18 protein-coding genes are annotated in these 16,454 nt (G+C 38.9%); 17 read left to right on the top strand and 1 reads right to left on the bottom strand.

Annotation, left to right across the window (positions count from 1 at the left end; all coding sequences use genetic code 11):
• Positions 1 to 4 precede the first annotated feature (4 nt).
• From ACW0JX_RS25955 to ACW0JX_RS25900, 12 genes are all read left to right on the top strand, one after another.
• Entirely contained in the window at positions 5 to 229 is a 225-nt protein-coding gene (locus ACW0JX_RS25955) for an AtpZ/AtpI family protein (RefSeq protein ID WP_001171223.1), read from the top strand.
• Entirely contained in the window at positions 229 to 621 is a 393-nt protein-coding gene (locus ACW0JX_RS25950; RefSeq protein WP_000567600.1) for an ATP synthase subunit I, read from the top strand. The genes ACW0JX_RS25955 and ACW0JX_RS25950 overlap by 1 nt, the downstream gene beginning before the upstream one ends.
• Before the next feature lie 7 nt (positions 622 to 628).
• The gene (gene atpB / locus ACW0JX_RS25945) at positions 629 to 1,348 is read left to right on the top strand and encodes a F0F1 ATP synthase subunit A (RefSeq protein WP_000399870.1); all 720 of its coding nucleotides are present in this window, start codon (positions 629 to 631) and stop codon (positions 1,346 to 1,348) included.
• Positions 1,349 to 1,404: 56 nt separating this feature from the next.
• Positions 1,405 to 1,623 carry a F0F1 ATP synthase subunit C gene (gene atpE, locus ACW0JX_RS25940; protein ID WP_000052064.1) on the top strand — a complete coding sequence of 73 codons (219 nt, stop codon included), beginning with the start codon at positions 1,405 to 1,407 and terminating at the stop codon, positions 1,621 to 1,623.
• A gap of 129 nt (positions 1,624 to 1,752) precedes the next feature.
• Positions 1,753 to 2,259: a F0F1 ATP synthase subunit B gene (atpF, locus tag ACW0JX_RS25935; protein ID WP_001142615.1), complete on the top strand. Its 507-nt coding sequence runs from the start codon at positions 1,753 to 1,755 to the stop codon at positions 2,257 to 2,259.
• Entirely contained in the window at positions 2,256 to 2,798 is a 543-nt protein-coding gene (gene atpH / locus ACW0JX_RS25930) for a F0F1 ATP synthase subunit delta (protein ID WP_000064682.1), read from the top strand. Before atpF ends, atpH begins: the two co-directional genes overlap by 4 nt.
• Before the next feature lie 11 nt (positions 2,799 to 2,809).
• A complete protein-coding gene (gene atpA, locus ACW0JX_RS25925; RefSeq protein WP_000027521.1) occupies positions 2,810 to 4,318 on the top strand; it encodes a F0F1 ATP synthase subunit alpha in 1,509 nt (502 codons plus the stop codon).
• Between the two features lie 266 nt (positions 4,319 to 4,584).
• Positions 4,585 to 5,445, top strand: coding sequence for a F0F1 ATP synthase subunit gamma (gene atpG, locus ACW0JX_RS25920; RefSeq protein WP_000157703.1), 861 nt, complete (start codon positions 4,585 to 4,587; stop codon positions 5,443 to 5,445).
• 239 nt (positions 5,446 to 5,684) lie between these two features.
• Positions 5,685 to 7,091, top strand: coding sequence for a F0F1 ATP synthase subunit beta (gene atpD / locus ACW0JX_RS25915; protein ID WP_001032596.1), 1,407 nt, complete (start codon positions 5,685 to 5,687; stop codon positions 7,089 to 7,091).
• A gap of 20 nt (positions 7,092 to 7,111) precedes the next feature.
• On the top strand, positions 7,112 to 7,513 hold the full coding sequence (atpC, locus tag ACW0JX_RS25910; RefSeq protein WP_000847215.1) for a F0F1 ATP synthase subunit epsilon: 402 nt from the start codon (positions 7,112 to 7,114) through the stop codon (positions 7,511 to 7,513).
• 137 nt (positions 7,514 to 7,650) lie between these two features.
• Entirely contained in the window at positions 7,651 to 8,436 is a 786-nt protein-coding gene (locus ACW0JX_RS25905) for a DUF975 family protein (protein ID WP_327904814.1), read from the top strand.
• Positions 8,437 to 8,485: 49 nt separating this feature from the next.
• Positions 8,486 to 9,130: a DUF975 family protein gene (locus tag ACW0JX_RS25900; RefSeq protein WP_023523558.1), complete on the top strand. Its 645-nt coding sequence runs from the start codon at positions 8,486 to 8,488 to the stop codon at positions 9,128 to 9,130.
• Positions 9,131 to 9,153: 23 nt separating this feature from the next.
• On the opposite strand, the gene ACW0JX_RS25895 is transcribed toward ACW0JX_RS25900, so the two are convergent.
• Positions 9,154 to 11,883, bottom strand: coding sequence for a putative bifunctional diguanylate cyclase/phosphodiesterase (locus tag ACW0JX_RS25895; protein ID WP_242806181.1), 2,730 nt, complete (start codon positions 11,881 to 11,883; stop codon positions 9,154 to 9,156).
• 254 nt (positions 11,884 to 12,137) lie between these two features.
• Here ACW0JX_RS25895 and nuoA point away from each other — a divergent pair, with 254 nt between their 5' ends.
• The 5 genes from nuoA to nuoH are packed head-to-tail and all read left to right on the top strand — an operon-like array spanning position 12,138 to position 16,453.
• A complete protein-coding gene (gene nuoA / locus ACW0JX_RS25890; protein WP_000179273.1) occupies positions 12,138 to 12,506 on the top strand; it encodes an NADH-quinone oxidoreductase subunit NuoA in 369 nt (122 codons plus the stop codon).
• Complete coding sequence (gene nuoB, locus ACW0JX_RS25885; protein ID WP_000236331.1) at positions 12,497 to 13,015, top strand: NADH-quinone oxidoreductase subunit NuoB; 519 nt, start codon at positions 12,497 to 12,499, stop codon at positions 13,013 to 13,015. The genes nuoA and nuoB overlap by 10 nt, the downstream gene beginning before the upstream one ends.
• The gene (locus tag ACW0JX_RS25880; protein WP_459245214.1) at positions 13,012 to 14,349 is read left to right on the top strand and encodes an NADH-quinone oxidoreductase subunit C; all 1,338 of its coding nucleotides are present in this window, start codon (positions 13,012 to 13,014) and stop codon (positions 14,347 to 14,349) included. Before nuoB ends, ACW0JX_RS25880 begins: the two co-directional genes overlap by 4 nt.
• Before the next feature lie 2 nt (positions 14,350 to 14,351).
• Entirely contained in the window at positions 14,352 to 15,452 is a 1,101-nt protein-coding gene (gene nuoD / locus ACW0JX_RS25875) for an NADH-quinone oxidoreductase subunit NuoD (protein WP_000621434.1), read from the top strand.
• Positions 15,452 to 16,453: an NADH-quinone oxidoreductase subunit NuoH gene (nuoH, locus tag ACW0JX_RS25870; protein WP_000573426.1), complete on the top strand. Its 1,002-nt coding sequence runs from the start codon at positions 15,452 to 15,454 to the stop codon at positions 16,451 to 16,453. The genes nuoD and nuoH overlap by 1 nt, the downstream gene beginning before the upstream one ends.
• Position 16,454: the final 1 nt, after the last annotated feature.

Raw genomic sequence — 16,454 nt, 5'->3', positions numbered from 1 at the left:
ATCCTTGCAAAAAAACGATCGCAGCCATATAAAAGCATATGCTTTAATGTCAGGAATTCTTGCTCAGTTAGTCGGTTCTATACTTGTTGGAATCTTTGGCGGGCAGTGGATTGATAATAAGGTTGGAACGTTTCCATTGTTTCTTATTATAGGGTTATTACTCGGGTTAGGAACAGGGGTATACGCAATGATTCGACTCATTCGACATTACTATTCGGGAGAGCAATGATGATAGACGTACATGGACTTGTCCAAAGACAAAAGAAATATATGTACTACTTGCTTGCGCTTCTAGTGCTAGGATGGGGATTTACCTCTTACAAGGATGTATTTCTTGGGCTGATTATCGGAACGATTTTCAGTTTTCTTAGTTTGCGCATCATTGCACGTAGAACAGACAAGCTGTTAGATCGCGTAACAAATGGAGAAAACGTGAAGTTTAAGGCGACAGCTGTAAGTACATATTCAAGATTCGCCACGATTGGGTTATTAATTTTATTTGCAGCCAAATATCAAGAGTTAATTGCGATGTGGGGCTTAGGTGTAGGATTGCTGACAGGATACCTTGTCATGATCATAGATTTTCTTTATTTAGAGTATAAGAGCAGGGAAGAGAGGTGAATTACTAGTGGAACACGGTAAATTAGTTGAATTTCTAGGTTTAACGTTCGATTTGTCATCAGTTATGATGGTTACTGTAGCAGCAGTTATTGTTTTCTTAATCGCTGTTATCGGAACTCGCAGCTTAGCCCTTCGCCCAACCGGGATGCAAAACTTCATGGAATGGGTGTTTGACTTCGTGAAAGGGATTATCAATAGTACGATGGACTGGAAAACAGGTGGACGTTTCTTAACGCTTGGCGTTACGCTTATCATGTTTATCATCGTATCGAACTTCCTTGGTTTACCATTCATGTATTCAGCAACTGAAGCTGGCGAACATATTGCATGGTGGAGGTCACCAACGTCTGATCCAGCAGTTACATTAACATTAGCCGTGATGGTAGTTACCCTCACCCATTATTATGGAATTAAGATGAAGGGTACGAAAGAGTATGTTAAAGGTTATTTCCAACCTATGAAATTCTTATTCCCATTAAAGGTTATTGAGGAGTTTGCTAACACATTAACGTTAGGTCTTCGTTTATTCGGTAACATTTATGCAGGTGAGATCTTATTAGGATTACTTGCTAAGTTAGGCGGGGCATCATTCCTTGGAGCATTAGGTGCGCTTGTACCAATGTTAGCATGGATGGGATTCAGTGTATTCGTTGGATCAATCCAAGCATTTATTTTCGTTATGTTAACGATGGTTTATATGGCTCATAAAGTAAGTCATGACCATTAATATAATTTAAGTAAGAAAAAATTTATTTTTTTATAATACAAAGGAGGACAAATTAAATGAGTTTAGGTGTAATCGCAGCTGCAATTGCAATTGGTTTATCAGCATTAGGTGCAGGTATTGGTAACGGTCTTATCGTATCACGTACAATCGAAGGTGTTGCTCGTCAACCAGAATTAAAAGGCGCACTTCAAACAATTATGTTCATCGGGGTTGCTTTAGTTGAGGCACTTCCAATCATCGGTGTAGTTATTGCATTCATCGTAATGAACAAATAAGGGAGACTCCCCTTACATAGATGGCGAAGAGTGTTTTTCCGAACTTTCTTCGCCATTGCTTTATGAACGAAACGTATGTCTTTTTTTTTCATATGATCAATTTAGATATTTTGAAGGGAGTGAATCCTTGTGCCAACTTTATTATTAGGAGCTGCCATTCCATTTGGAACGATTGCTTATACATTGTTCATTTTCTTAATTCTATTAGTAATGCTACGCAAATTTGCGTGGGGTCCTTTAATGGGAATTATGAAAGAACGTGAAGAGCATGTTACTAATGAAATCGACGCTGCAGAAAGAAGTAACGCTGAAGCGAAGAAGTTAGTAGAAGAACAACGTGAAATGTTAAAACAATCACGTGTTGAAGCACAAGAGTTAATTGAAAGAGCGAAAAAACAAGCTGTAGATCAAAAGGATGTTATTGTTGCTGCTGCGAAAGAAGAAGCAGAATCAATTAAAGCATCTGCTGTACAAGAAATTCAACGCGAAAAAGAGCAAGCGATTGCTGCTTTACAAGAACAAGTCGCTTCTTTATCTGTTCAAATTGCTTCTAAAGTAATTGAAAAAGAATTAAAAGAAGAAGATCAAGTTAAGTTAATTCGCGATTATATTAAAGAAGTAGGAGAAGCGCGATGAGCAATGGGATTGTAGCAAAACGTTATGCTGTCGCTCTTTTTAAAATTGCAAAAGAAAAACACGTATTAGAAATGTTTGAAGAAGAATTACGCCTTGTACAAAACGTTTATGTAAAGAACGGAGAACTACATAGCTTTTTAACGCAACCAAACATTTCAAAAGAGCAGAAGAAAACGTTTCTTGCAAACGTATTCGGATCTGTTTCTGAATCAATTTTAAATACGTTATATATTTTAATTGATAACAAGCGTATTGATATCTTACCTGAAATTGCAGATGAATATGTTGTTCTTGCTAATGAAGAACGTAACGTAGCGGATGCAACTGTATATTCTATTCGTCTTCTATCTGAAGAAGAGAAGCTTAACATTGCAGAAGCATTTGCAAAGAGAACGGGAAAAGATGCAATTCGCGTGAAAAATGTTGTAGATGAAGATTTACTAGGCGGAATTAAAGTACGCATTGGAAATCGCATTTATGACGGAAGTTTACAAGGAAAATTAGCACGTATTCAGCGTGAATTAATGAAGAATAGATAGGGGTGAAGCACATGAGCATCAGAGCTGAAGAAATTAGCGCACTGATAAAGCAACAAATCGAGAACTATCAGTCTGAAATCGAAGTTAGTGATGTTGGTACAGTTATCCAAGTTGGTGACGGTATTGCGCGTGCTCATGGTCTTGATAACGTTATGGCTGGTGAGCTTGTAGAGTTCTCTAACGGCGTTATGGGACTAGCACAAAACTTAGAGGAAAACAACGTAGGTATTATCATTTTAGGACCTTACACAGAAATCCGTGAAGGTGACGAAGTTCGTCGTACTGGTCGCATCATGCAAGTACCAGTAGGAAAAGAACTAATTGGTCGTGTTGTAAACCCATTAGGTCAACCAGTTGATGGTTTAGGCCCAATCAATACAACAAACACTCGTCCAATCGAAAGTCCAGCACCAGGTGTAATGGATCGTAAATCTGTTCATGAGCCACTTCAAACAGGTATTAAAGCGATCGACGCTCTTGTACCAATTGGCCGTGGTCAACGTGAGTTAATCATCGGTGACCGTCAAACTGGTAAAACAGCAGTTGCACTTGATACAATCATTAACCAAAAAGATGAAGATATGATTTGTATCTATGTAGCTATCGGACAAAAAGAATCAACTGTACGTAACGTAGTAGAAACACTACGTAAGCACGGTGCATTAGAGTACACAATCGTTGTAACTGCATCTGCTTCTCAACCAGCTCCATTATTATACTTAGCTCCTTATGCTGGTGTAACAATGGGTGAAGAGTTCATGTACAATGGTAAACACGTATTAGTAGTATATGATGACTTATCAAAACAAGCAGCGGCTTACCGTGAGCTGTCATTACTATTACGTCGTCCTCCAGGTCGTGAAGCTTATCCAGGGGATGTATTCTACTTACATTCTCGCTTATTAGAGCGTGCAGCAAAATTAAGTGATGCAAGAGGCGGCGGTTCTTTAACTGCACTACCTTTCATCGAAACACAAGCAGGGGACGTATCAGCATACATCCCAACAAACGTAATTTCTATTACGGATGGACAAATCTTCTTACAATCTGACCTATTCTTCTCTGGCGTACGTCCAGCGATCGATGCGGGTACTTCTGTATCTCGTGTAGGTGGATCTGCTCAGATTAAAGCAATGAGTAAAGTATCAGGTACACTTCGTCTTGACCTTGCATCTTACCGTGAGTTAGAAGCGTTCGCTCAGTTCGGTTCTGACCTTGATAAAGCAACTCAAGCGAAATTAAACCGTGGTGCTCGTACTGTTGAGGTATTAAAACAAGGATTACACAAACCGTTACGTGTAGAGAAACAAGTTATCATTCTTTACGCTTTAACACGTGGATTCCTAGATGATATCCCAGTAGTAGATATCACTCGTTTCGAAGAAGAATTCCATGCTTGGTTAGATTCTAATGCGACTGACTTATTAGAAGAAATCCGCACAACTAAGAAACTTGCGGATGACGACAAATTTGCAGCAGCAATTAACGGATTTAAAAAAGTATTCGTAGCTTCTGAATAATAATAAAAGTGAAGCCGACTGTTCAGCCTCATCGGCTAAGAGGCGGAACTAGATTAATAAAAGCGGAAGCGGCTCGTACAAGCCGCCGACGCTAGATAATATATAAGGCATCTCAGACTCTGAGATTGCTGACGGTTATGTAAAGGAAAAGAGTAGGTGCACCTATTCTTTTCCTTCAATCATGAGCAAGAATATCTTGCAACGTAGATTAGGAAGAGGATTCTTACTAATCGTGCCAACTTCCGGAAAAAAGGTGGTGAAAACCTGTGGCATCTTTACGCGATATAAAAGCGAAGATTACCTCGACAAAGAAAACGAGTCAAATTACGAAGGCGATGGAGATGGTATCTGCATCTAAGTTAAACCGTGCAGAGCAAAATGCTAAATCTTTCGTTCCGTATATGGAAAAGATTCAAGAAGTAGTAGCGAGCATTGCGCAAGGAAGTAAAGGAATTAATCATCCAATGCTAAATGCGCGTCCTGTAAAGCGTACAGGATACATCGTTATTACATCTGATCGCGGACTAGCAGGTGGTTATAACAGTAACGTATTACGTACAGTAAGTAACGTAATTCGTGAACGTCATAATATGGATTCAAATCAATATTCAATTATTGTACTTGGACGACTAGGACGTGATTATTTAAAACGTCGCGGCTTTAACATCATTGATGAAGTAGTTGGATTATCTGACCACCCATCATTTACTGATATTAAAGATCTTGCTTCTCGAGCAATTGCGATGTTCGCAGATGGTGCTTATGATGAGCTGTATATTTACTACAACCATTACGTAAGTAAAATTTCACAAGAAGTAACGGAAAATAAAATTTTACCGCTTACTGATGTGGCGTCTGACAAACCGACGACAGCTTATGAATTTGAACCTTCTGAAGAAGAAATTTTAAAAGTATTATTGCCACAATACGCAGAAAGCTTAGTGTACGGTGCATTACTAGATGGTAAAGCAAGTGAGCACGCAGCGCGTATGACAGCAATGAAGAGTGCTACAGACAACGCAATGGAAGTTATCGATTCACTTACACTTTCATTCAACCGTGCGCGTCAGGCAGCGATTACGCAAGAAATTACGGAAATCGTTGGTGGAGCAGCAGCGTTAGAATAGTAATAAAAAGTGGAAGCGGCTCGTCCAGAACAGGAGGGCATTGGAGCTCCTGACGAAGAGGCGTAGTTTGCCTCACAGGAAGGCGCGAAATGACCGACTGTTCTAGCCGCTGGAACTAGATTCAATAAAAAGTGGAAGCGGCTCTTTCAAAAGAGTCGCGTAAGCTAAACTAATAAAAAATTAAAAGCCGACTTCGCTTAGAGAGCTGGCTAATTAAAAGAAAGCTAGGAGGGAACCCGATGAATAAAGGGCGCGTTACGCAAATCATGGGTCCGGTTGTAGACGTTAAGTTTGATGGCGGAAAGCTACCAGAAATCTACAACGCCCTTACGGTAAAACAAAGCAACGAAAACGGAAGCATGAACTTAACATTTGAAGTTGCACTTCATTTAGGTGATGATACAGTTCGTACAGTTGCGATGTCTTCCACAGATGGACTTGTTCGTGGCACAGAAGTAGAAGATACTGGTAAAGCAATCTCTGTACCAGTTGGTGATGCAACACTTGGTCGTGTATTCAACGTATTAGGTGATGCAATTGACTTAGATGGTGAACTTCCTGCGGATGTACACCGTGATCCAATTCACCGTCAAGCACCTGCATTCGAAGAATTATCTACTAAAGTAGAAATTCTTGAAACTGGTATTAAAGTAGTAGACTTACTTGCTCCTTACATTAAGGGTGGTAAGATCGGCCTATTCGGTGGTGCCGGCGTAGGTAAAACAGTATTAATTCAGGAATTAATTAACAACATCGCACAAGAGCACGGTGGTATCTCTGTATTCGCTGGTGTAGGTGAGCGTACTCGTGAGGGTAATGACTTATACCATGAAATGAGCGATTCTGGCGTAATCAAGAAAACTGCGATGGTATTCGGACAAATGAATGAGCCACCTGGAGCACGTCAACGTGTTGCATTAACAGGTTTAACAATGGCTGAGCATTTCCGTGATGAGCAAGGACAAGACGTACTTCTGTTCATCGATAACATCTTCCGTTTCACGCAAGCTGGTTCTGAAGTATCTGCCCTTCTTGGTCGTATGCCATCTGCGGTAGGTTACCAACCAACACTTGCAACAGAAATGGGTCAATTACAAGAGCGTATTACATCTACAAATAAAGGGTCTATCACGTCTATCCAAGCGGTATATGTACCAGCCGATGACTATACTGACCCAGCACCAGCTACAACATTCGCTCACTTAGATGCAACAACAAACTTAGAGCGTCGTTTAACACAAATGGGTATTTACCCAGCCGTAGATCCATTAGCATCTACATCTCGTGCACTTTCTCCAGAAATCGTAGGAGAAGAGCATTATGAAGTAGCACGTCAAGTGCAGCAAACTTTACAACGTTACAAAGAACTTCAAGATATCATCGCTATCTTAGGTATGGATGAGTTATCTGAAGAAGATAAGTTAGTTGTACATCGTGCTCGTCGTATTCAATTCTTCTTATCTCAAAACTTCCACGTAGCTGAGCAGTTTACAGGTCAAAAAGGTTCTTACGTACCTGTAAAAAATACAGTTAGTGGCTTCAAAGAAATTCTAGAAGGAAAATATGATGACCTTCCAGAAGATGCATTCCGCCTTGTTGGTAGCATTGAAGAAGTTATTGAGAACGCGAAGAAAATGATGGCGTAAGGCCTTAGGAGGGACGAAGTATGAAGACATTTCCAGTCAGTATTGTAACTCCTGATGGACCGGTTTACGAAAAAGAAGTAGAAATGGTAAGTGTAAAAGCAGAGAGTGGGGAAATGGGGATTTTACCAGGTCACATTCCAACTGTTGCACCATTAAAAATTAGTGCAGTTCGTCTGAAAAATGGTGGACACACTGATTATGTAGCAGTAAGTGGTGGCTTTATCGAAGTTCGTCCAGATAAAGTAACTGTATTATCATCATCTGCTGAAGAAGCAAACCATATCGATATCCATCGTGCAAATGAAGCGAAGCGTCGCGCTGAGCAACGTATGCAAGACAAACAAGCACATGTTGACTTTAGACGTGCAGAAATGGCATTACAACGTGCTGTGAACCGTTTAAATGTTTCTGATATGAAGTAAAAAAATCCGTAAGGGCCTTGCCTTTACGGATTTTTTTGTGTATTTTATGGATAATTTTACAAAACTGGTATAATTATATTGATGCTTGTATAAGTAGAAGTGTACAACAATTTATATTTTATGAAGGGGATGAATCAATGATCGGTGAAATGAAACGAGAAGCATTGTACTCTTTAAAGGGGAAATGGGGACTAGGTGTTGGATCAACGATTTTATATTTTATTTTAAGTTATGTCGTTTCGATGGCTGCAATGCTTATACTTTTAATTCCAGGAATTATTATATTTTTCTTAGTTGTTAGCTTAGCTGGGTCAGTTGAGGCGGAAACGATGTCAATTGGAGCAGCTATTACATTTGGGATTTTCTATTGCATAATGATTATTTTGAGTAATGCATCTTATGGTATTACCTCATACGGTTACACGAATGTGTTTCTACAAATTAGTAAACGAGAAGATGCTAAAGTAGATTACTTATTCGAAGGATTTCGTGGCTTTAAAAGAATGATGAAAACAATGTGGGCAATGCTTGCGATTTTGTTATATACGGGTACATGGATTCCGATGCTGTTAATAGGCTTATTTGCATTGTTAGGTGAAGAAGGGAATACGTCATTTGCAATAGCTTTCTTCGTACTATTAGCAATTTCAATTGTTGGTATGATTGTGATGTATTTTTCTTATGCACTGACGTACTATGTGATGATTGAAAATCCAGAATATAGTGTTTCGCAGGCGATGAAGGAAAGTAAGAATCTTATGAGGGGTCATAAGTTAGATTTGTTTCTTTTATGGCTGAGCTTCATAGGCTGGGTTGTTTTAGCGCTTCTTACTTTTGGAATAGGATTTCTTTGGCTTAGTCCGTATATGAGTACAACGACAGCACACTTTTATCGCTACATTTCAAAAGGTGAATTTCAATAGGAACATGCTATACTAATAGAATTATTGTGTATAGGAGGCGAGGCTACGCATGATTAGTGATCTAAAAGGAGAAGCACTAGATTCATTAGAAGGGAAGTGGGGATTAGCTGTTGGAGCTACACTGCTCATTTCAATTCTTATCACGGCTTTTAGTTTTAGTGTTGATTGGGGATTTTCTTTAATTTTCGGTTGGCAAAAAACAAATGGTTCACTTTCAACGAATATTCTTACATTTTTTGTTACTGGGCCGTTAACTTTAGGTGGATATTACCTTGGTTTAAATATCCTTCGTGAAAATCAAGCTAGTATCGGTAATGTATTCATTTGGTTTTCAGAGGGAAAGAGATTTCTAAAATCATTTTTATTATATTTATTAGTAAATCTTTATCTTTTCTTATGGACGTTATTGTTCATTATTCCAGGTATTATTAAATCATTTTCTTATGCGATGACATACTTTATTATAAACGATCATCCTGAATATTCACTGAACCAAGCTATTACAGAAAGTCGTCGTATGATGGATGGACATAAGATGGAGTATTTTATTTTATGTTTAAGTTTTATCGGTTGGTTTATATTAAGTTGTATTACATTAGGGATTGGATTCTTATGGTTAATTCCATATTTCTACACAACATCTGCGGCTTTTTACGAAGAGATCGCAGAAGAATATTATGAGAAAAATATTTAGCACTAAAAAACCCCCAGTATGAATTATTTGTTCATACTGGGGTTTTTTTGTAGAAACTTTATAAATTGATTGCTAGTAAGTGGTTTACTGAAATAGTAACCTTGCATATATTTACATTTATGTTTTTGCAGAAACTTAAGCTGTTTTTCGGTTTCAATTCCTTCGGCAACGACTGAAAGATTTAAAGTATTTGCGAGGGAAAGGATTGTAGAAACGATGGCTCGTTCTTCAGGACGATGATCAGCTAATTGTGTAAATTCTCTCGGTACTTTTAATGTGTCGATTGGAAAAATTGATAAATAAGCAAGAGAAGAATACCCAGTACCGAAGTCATCAATGGAAGTTTGGATACCGTATTCTTTTAATTGCTTCAGTCTTAATAACGTTTCTTTCTCGTCAATCATTGCAATTCTTTCTGTTAACTCAAGGGTTACATATTTTGGATCGACTTGCACGTCGTTTAATATTTGTGAAATGTTTTCGATTAATTGATCTTGCCGGAACTCTTTTGCAGATAAATTAACACTTATTTTTAAATTTTGGTAGCCAAAGGTATGCCATATTTTTAATTGGAGACAAGCTTCTTGTAATACCCAATGTCCAAGTGGGACTACTTGTGGCGTCTCTTCTACAATTGGAATAAACTCACATGGTGAAATGTCACCTAATAGCGGGTGTTTCCACCGTATTAAAGCTTCAGCACCGATAATTTTATTTGTTGTCGTATCAATTTGTGGTTGATAAACGAGATAAAATTCTTTGTTTACTAAAGCGATTGGCAAATCTTTTTCAATTCGAGCTTTTCGCTCCATTTTTTTATATAGTTCTTTCGTGTAAAGAGAGCTACCGTTTTTTCCTTTATTCTTTGCTTCGTACATGGCCATATCAGCATGCTGCAAAATGGATAGTGGATCTTCACCTGCTTCAGGATATATTGCAATTCCGATACTCGGTGAGATTTGTAAATGTTGATTTTCGATTTCAAATGGCTCATTCATGGCCGCTACAATCATATCAGCTATTTTTTGGACATCTGGCTTTTTTTTGTAATTCTCGATAAGGATTGTGAACTCATCTCCAGCTAGCCGCGCGAGTTTCATATTTGATGTTGATATTCTTTCGAGCCTTTTTGCTACTGCGATAAGCAATAGGTCTCCTACTCGATGACCGAGGGTATCATTAATAACTTTAAAACGGTCTAGGTCGAGAAACATAACAGCAAAAGACTTTTTCGATACTTTTGCTCGTGCAATTGCCTGTTCTAAATGTTTATGAAATGCACGACGATTTGCAAGCTCTGTTAAAGTATCATGGTATGCTAGGAAATTAATTTGTTCTTGTTGTTGTTTGCTTTCCGTAATATCTTTAATCATTAAATAAACTCCAGAAATTTTCTCCTTTAAAAAGATCGGTACGGCGGTAACGTGCAAGTAGTAAATATCTCTGTTTTTATGGTACGCCCGTATTTCTAAAGAGATAGAATATCCCTTTTTTACACGATGAAAGGCGTTAATCATTTCTTCTAAATCTTCTTCGTATATGAGTGAGTAGTAAGGCTGGTTTAATAATTCATTCGTTTGATAACCGAGTAAAGTAGTACCAGCGTTATTTACTTTGAGAAAATTACCGTACAAATCTAATGTGAAGATTGGATCTGGATGATGCTCGTATAAAGATTTAAACATTTGTTGATTATGATAGAGTTCATTTTTCTGTTCTACTAAATCTTCTGTACGTAGTTCAATTTGTTTCTCGAGTTCTGAGTTGAATTGCATTTGAGCTAGCAATAATATTTTATTTTGTTTTCGAACTAAACTATGACGTATGAGAACGAAAGAGAAAGTTATTATCAGTCCGATTACTATAATAGGCGCAAAAACGTATTCGACTAATATAAAAACAATAAGCATTACTACCGAAATATACGGTAATGATAATCGGATTGCTTCACCAATTTTAAGTGTTAGTAGTACTTGTTCTTGTTTTTCAGGTTCTTTTGTATGGAGAATACAGGCAATTGCTACTAGTACTAAGGTTACTTGATAGAAAGGAGTAACTGTAAACATAGAATACTCTGGTATGAAGTATTTTATATAAGCATAAATCGCATCGGTAGTAGCATATAAAATTAAAGCACTGCCAAGAAGCGCACCAACCTTTTTAGGTAATAAGGATAGTGGTTTGAATAAAAGATTGATTCCTATTAAGAGAAAGAGTAAATCAGCCATTGGATAGGTAAGTTGAACAAATATGTCGATATAGGATGTTGTAAAGATGTGAATGGTTCGTTCAATAAGTAAGTAGTAACTTAAAGTAAATTGGGCTGTAACGATAATACAAATATCACATAGCATAAAAAGTTTTTCTAATAAATCTCGGTTGTAAATGATTTCGTATAGAAAGGCAAAGGCAAAACTAACTAAAAAAAGTAAGTAAAAAAAATCAGACGGATCAACGAACGTATAGAAGTCCTTTACAATTAAACGCTGATAGGCAACGACTATATCACCGATAAAATAAGAGAGAGCTCCAACAGATAATATGATCCAAAATAAACGAGGTAGCCCTTCTTTCACGTTTGAAAAGTAAAGAATATAACTACAAGCGATAATATCAATTAATAGGGTACTCGTTCCGATTAATAGCTGAAAAGGAAATGAGTATTCATATAGAAAAGGCATCGCTACGTAGTGAAGCGTTATGGACAGCAATACAATGCTTATAAGAATACTTACATGTGTTTGTTTTTTCATTTATATCACCTACGGTTCCTTGAAAAGCATATATAAGTTTTATATTTATTTTGCACAATTATAGCAAGTTGTAAAGATAGATTTTAATAATTCTTGTTTCTGTCTCCCAACATATCGACATAGGAATTTGAAGTTTGCTATAATGATTAGAATAGTTGCATTATTTAGAAAAATTTAAAAATAATAATTACTGCAACTAGGACATATTGTTTACTATGTGAACTTGTTCTTAATTTAGGGGGGAGGGTTTCACAATGGCAAGTGTATATGAAAATAGTTATATGATCGTTTTGATTTTCTTGCTATTAGGTATATTGCTGCCGGTAGTGGCTCTTACATTAGGAAGGATGCTGCGCCCAAATAAACCAAGTGCAGCAAAGGCGACGACGTATGAGAGTGGAATTGAGCCTTTTCACGATGCAAATATTCGGTTTCATGCTCGTTATTATATTTTCGCTTTATTGTTTGTGATCTTTGATGTAGAAACTTTATTTTTATATCCTTGGGCTGTTGCGTATGACAAGCTAGGTTTATTTGCATTAATTGAGATGCTCATCTTTGTTGTAATGTTGCTAGTTGGATTAGCGTATGCTTGGAAAAAGAAGGTGTTACAATGGTTATAAATTTTGAGGAATTACATCCAAATGAGCGAGCAGAATTAGAACGAAATATCTTTTTTTCTACATTGGAACAGTTGAAAGGATGGGCGAGGAGCAATTCTTTATGGCCGATGACATTCGGACTGGCGTGCTGTGCAATTGAAATGATGGGAGTAGGCTCATCACATTATGATTTAGATCGATTTGGGTCATTTTTTCGAACTTCACCAAGGCAATCGGACGTCATGATTGTATCGGGAACAGTAACGAAGAAGATGGCTCCTATTGTTCGGCGTTTATATGATCAAATGCCTGAACCGAAATGGGTTATTGCGATGGGATCTTGTGCGACAGCAGGTGGTCCGTATGTAAATTCATATGCTGTTGTGAAAGGTGTAGACCAAATCGTACCAGTTGATGTGTATATTCCTGGTTGTCCCCCAAATCCGGCTGCTTTAATTTATGGAATTAATAAATTAAAAGAAAAAATTCGTTACGAAGCAAAGACCGGGAAGCAGGTGACGAATAAATGAGTAATCCAAACAAAGATTTAGAGGATCTGAAAAAAGAAGCAGCTAGGCGTGCAAAAGAAGAAGCGAGAAAACGCCTTGTAGCGAAACACGAGGCGGAAATAAGTGAGCTTGAGGAAGAAGATCAAGAAAAAGAGAAAGCGCTACCAAAAAATAACGATATTACTATAGAAGAAGCAAAAAGACGTGCAGCAGCGTTAGCGAAGCAAAAAAGAGAAGGAACAGAAGAAGTAACGGAAGAAGAAAAAGCGAAAGCGAAGGCGAAGGCGGCAGCAGCTGCAAAAGCAAAAGCGGCGGCGTTAGCGAAGCAAAAAAGAGAAGGAACAGAAGAAGTAACGGAAGAAGAAAAAGTGAAAGCGAAGGCGGCAGCAGCTGCAAAAGCAAAAGCGGCAGCGTTAGCGAAGCAGAAAAGAGAAGGAACAGAAGAAGTAACGGAAGAAGAAAAAGCGAAAGTGAAGGCAAAGGCAGCAGCGGCTGCAAAAGCAAAAGCGGCGGCGTTAGCGAAGCAAAAAAGAGAAGGAACAGAAGAAGTAACGGAAGAAGAAAAAGCGAAAGCCAAGGCGAAGGCGGCAGCAGCTGCAAAAGCAAAAGCGGCAGCGTTAGCGAAACAGAAAAGAGAAGGGACAGAAGAAGTAACGGAAGAAGAAAAAGCGAAAGCCAAGGCGAAGGCGGTGGCGGCGGCCAAGGCAAAAGCGGCAGCATTAGCGAAGCAGAAAGCCTCGCAAGGTGATGGGGATTCGGGAGATGAAAAGGCCAAGGCAATTGCAGCTGCAAAAGCGAAAGCAGCAGCGGCTGCAAGAGCGAAGACAAAGGGAGCTGAAGGTAAGAAAGAGGAGGAGCCAAAGCAGGAAGAACCGTCCGTAAATCAACCGCATTTAAATCAGTATGTTGAGGCTATTAGGGAGAAGTTAGGAGAGGGTGCATTAGTAGATTCCTATATTAATAAATTGTCAAAGGATGTGCCAACTCTTGTGGTGGATCCCGCAAAATATTATGAAGTGATGGAGTCACTGCGATTCCATGAGGGACTTGCTTTTGATTATATGTCAGAGCTACATGCGACGGATTTTGTGACACATATGGAAGTGTATGTTCATTTGTTTTCATATGGCAAGAAACAATCGGTAGCGGTGAAGGTAAAACTAGACCGGGAAGCGCCGCAAGTCGAGTCTGTGACAGCGCTTTGGAAAGGGGCTGACTGGCCGGAGAGAGAAGCGTACGATTTGCTAGGCATTGTATTTAAAGGGCATCCGAATTTAACGCGTATTTTAATGCCAGATGATTGGATAGGATATCCGCTTAGAAAAGACTATGAACCGTATGATGTGGAGGTGTAGCTATGATCCGCACGGAAGAGATGCTTTTGAATGTAGGACCTCAGCATCCGAGTACACATGGTGTGTTCAGGCTCGTAATTAAGATTGACGGGGAAATTATTAAAGAAGCTACACCGGTTATTGGGTATTTGCATCGCGGGACGGAAAAGATTGCTGAGAGCTTACAGTATACGCAAATTATTCCTTATACAGATCGAATGGACTATTTATCAGCCATGACGAATAATTACGTCATTTGCCATGCTGTAGAGACGATGATGGGGCTTGAAATTCCAGAGCGTGCCGAATATTTGCGAGTACTTGCGATGGAGCTAGGAAGAATTGCAAGTCATCTCGTTTGGTGGGGGACGAATCTTCTTGATATAGGAGCGGTCAGCCCGTTTCTGTACGCGTTTCGTGAACGAGAGATGATTATAAATTTATTAAATGAATTATGCGGGGCACGGCTTACTTTTAACTATATGAGAGTTGGTGGTGTGAAGTGGGATGCGCCAGATGGTTGGATTGAAAAGGTGGAAGAGTTTGTTCCGTATATGAGAGAGCAATTGGCAGGTTATCATGATCTTGTTAGCGGTAATGAGATTTTCTTAAATCGTGTGAAAGGCGTTGGTATATATAGCGCGGAAGAAGCGATCTCGTATTCTTTAAGCGGAGCAAATTTGCGGTGCACTGGAGTAAACTGGGATCTTCGCAAAGATGAGCCATATTCGATTTATGATCGTTTTGATTTTGATATTCCTGTTGGAAGCGTGGGAGATGCTTGGGATCGCTACGTTTGCCGAATGCAAGAAATCGAGGAGTCTTTAAAGATTGTTGAGCAAGCGGTTCAACAGTTCCCGAAAGATGGAGCTGTGCTGGCAAAAGTACCGAAAATTATTAAGGCACCTAAGGGAGAAGCGTTTGTACGTATTGAATCGCCGCGCGGAGAGATTGGTTGTTATATCGCAAGTGATGGAAAGAAAGAGCCGTACCGTTTGAAGTTTCGCAGGCCATCTTTTTATAACTTGCAAATTTTACCGAAGTTATTAAAAGGTGAAAATATCGCTAATTTAATTACGATTTTAGGTGGAGTTGATATTGTACTTGGGGAGGTTGATGGCTAATGATTGAGACGCTCTTACAATCACCTTCAAGCTGGACGAATTTCTTCATTTTTTTCGGATTAGCGGTGCTTCTACTATTTGCAGTCCTTGGCTTCGTTACATATGGAATTTTGGCAGAACGGAAAGTGATGGGGTTTATGCAAGGGCGGATTGGACCAAACCAGGTTGGAGGCCGATTCGGTTTACTGCAAACGGTAGCTGATGTTTTAAAACTATTATTGAAAGAAGATAGTATTCCGAAAGCAGCAGATAAACCGCTGTTTATATTAGCGCCTGTCATTGCATTTGCACCAGCATTTATGGTGCTTGCAGTTATCCCGTTCACTGATAAATTTCAATTTGCAGATATTGGAGTCGGGCTACTTTATTATATTGCTGTTTCCGGTATTACGACGATAGGTGTTGTAACTGGGGGATGGGCATCGAATAATAAATATTCCCTTTTAGGAGGGATGCGTGCGGCGGCGCAAATGATTTCTTATGAGATTCCGCTCGTAATGAGTGTAATTGGTATCGTTTTGCTAGCTGGTAGCCTGAATTTAAATGAGATTGTAGCGGCGCAGGAGAAGGTTTGGTACATTTTCGTACAGCCAATTGGATTCGTCGTTTTCTTAATCGCAGCAGTTGCAGAGTTAAATAGGACGCCATTCGATTTGCCAGAAGCGGAGTCAGAACTTGTTTCTGGATACCATACGGAATACTCAGGTTTTCGCTGGGCGTTTTTCATGCTTTCAGAGTACGTATATTTCTTCGGGATGGCATCGTTAATTACAGTGCTCTTTTTAGGAGGATGGAATCCAGTCATGTTTCTTGGATTTATCCCAGGTGCCGTATGGTTTGCTTTGAAATTTAGCAGTGTAGTCTTTCTATTAATTTGGTTCCGCGTTACGTTCCCACGTATAAGAGGTGACCAGTTAATGGAGTTTGGGTGGAAAGTATTATTGCCGATTGCACTTGCAAATATTTTCTTAACGGCATTGATTAAGGAGTTATTCTTCTAAT

It is taken from the genome of Bacillus sp. C-3-6, assembly GCF_054509685.1.
This window is presented reverse-complemented; position numbering and strand designations above follow the sequence as displayed.

Bases quoted from the DNA above. Each gene is read 5' to 3' on its own strand.
- ACW0JX_RS25895 (WP_242806181.1), bottom strand. From the start codon at position 11,883: ATGAAAAAACAAACACATGTAAGTATTCTTATAAGCATTGTATTGCTG.
- ACW0JX_RS25905 (WP_327904814.1), top strand. From the start codon at position 7,651: ATGATCGGTGAAATGAAACGAGAAGCATTGTACTCTTTAAAGGGGAAA.
- nuoB (WP_000236331.1), top strand. From the start codon at position 12,497: ATGGTTATAAATTTTGAGGAATTACATCCAAATGAGCGAGCAGAATTA.
- nuoA (WP_000179273.1), top strand. From the start codon at position 12,138: ATGGCAAGTGTATATGAAAATAGTTATATGATCGTTTTGATTTTCTTG.
- atpA (WP_000027521.1), top strand. From the start codon at position 2,810: ATGAGCATCAGAGCTGAAGAAATTAGCGCACTGATAAAGCAACAAATC.
- nuoD (WP_000621434.1), top strand. From the start codon at position 14,352: ATGATCCGCACGGAAGAGATGCTTTTGAATGTAGGACCTCAGCATCCG.
- atpD (WP_001032596.1), top strand. From the start codon at position 5,685: ATGAATAAAGGGCGCGTTACGCAAATCATGGGTCCGGTTGTAGACGTT.
- nuoH (WP_000573426.1), top strand. From the start codon at position 15,452: ATGATTGAGACGCTCTTACAATCACCTTCAAGCTGGACGAATTTCTTC.
- ACW0JX_RS25880 (WP_459245214.1), top strand. From the start codon at position 13,012: ATGAGTAATCCAAACAAAGATTTAGAGGATCTGAAAAAAGAAGCAGCT.
- atpH (WP_000064682.1), top strand. From the start codon at position 2,256: ATGAGCAATGGGATTGTAGCAAAACGTTATGCTGTCGCTCTTTTTAAA.
- atpC (WP_000847215.1), top strand. From the start codon at position 7,112: ATGAAGACATTTCCAGTCAGTATTGTAACTCCTGATGGACCGGTTTAC.
- ACW0JX_RS25950 (WP_000567600.1), top strand. From the start codon at position 229: ATGATAGACGTACATGGACTTGTCCAAAGACAAAAGAAATATATGTAC.
- ACW0JX_RS25900 (WP_023523558.1), top strand. From the start codon at position 8,486: ATGATTAGTGATCTAAAAGGAGAAGCACTAGATTCATTAGAAGGGAAG.
- atpE (WP_000052064.1), top strand. From the start codon at position 1,405: ATGAGTTTAGGTGTAATCGCAGCTGCAATTGCAATTGGTTTATCAGCA.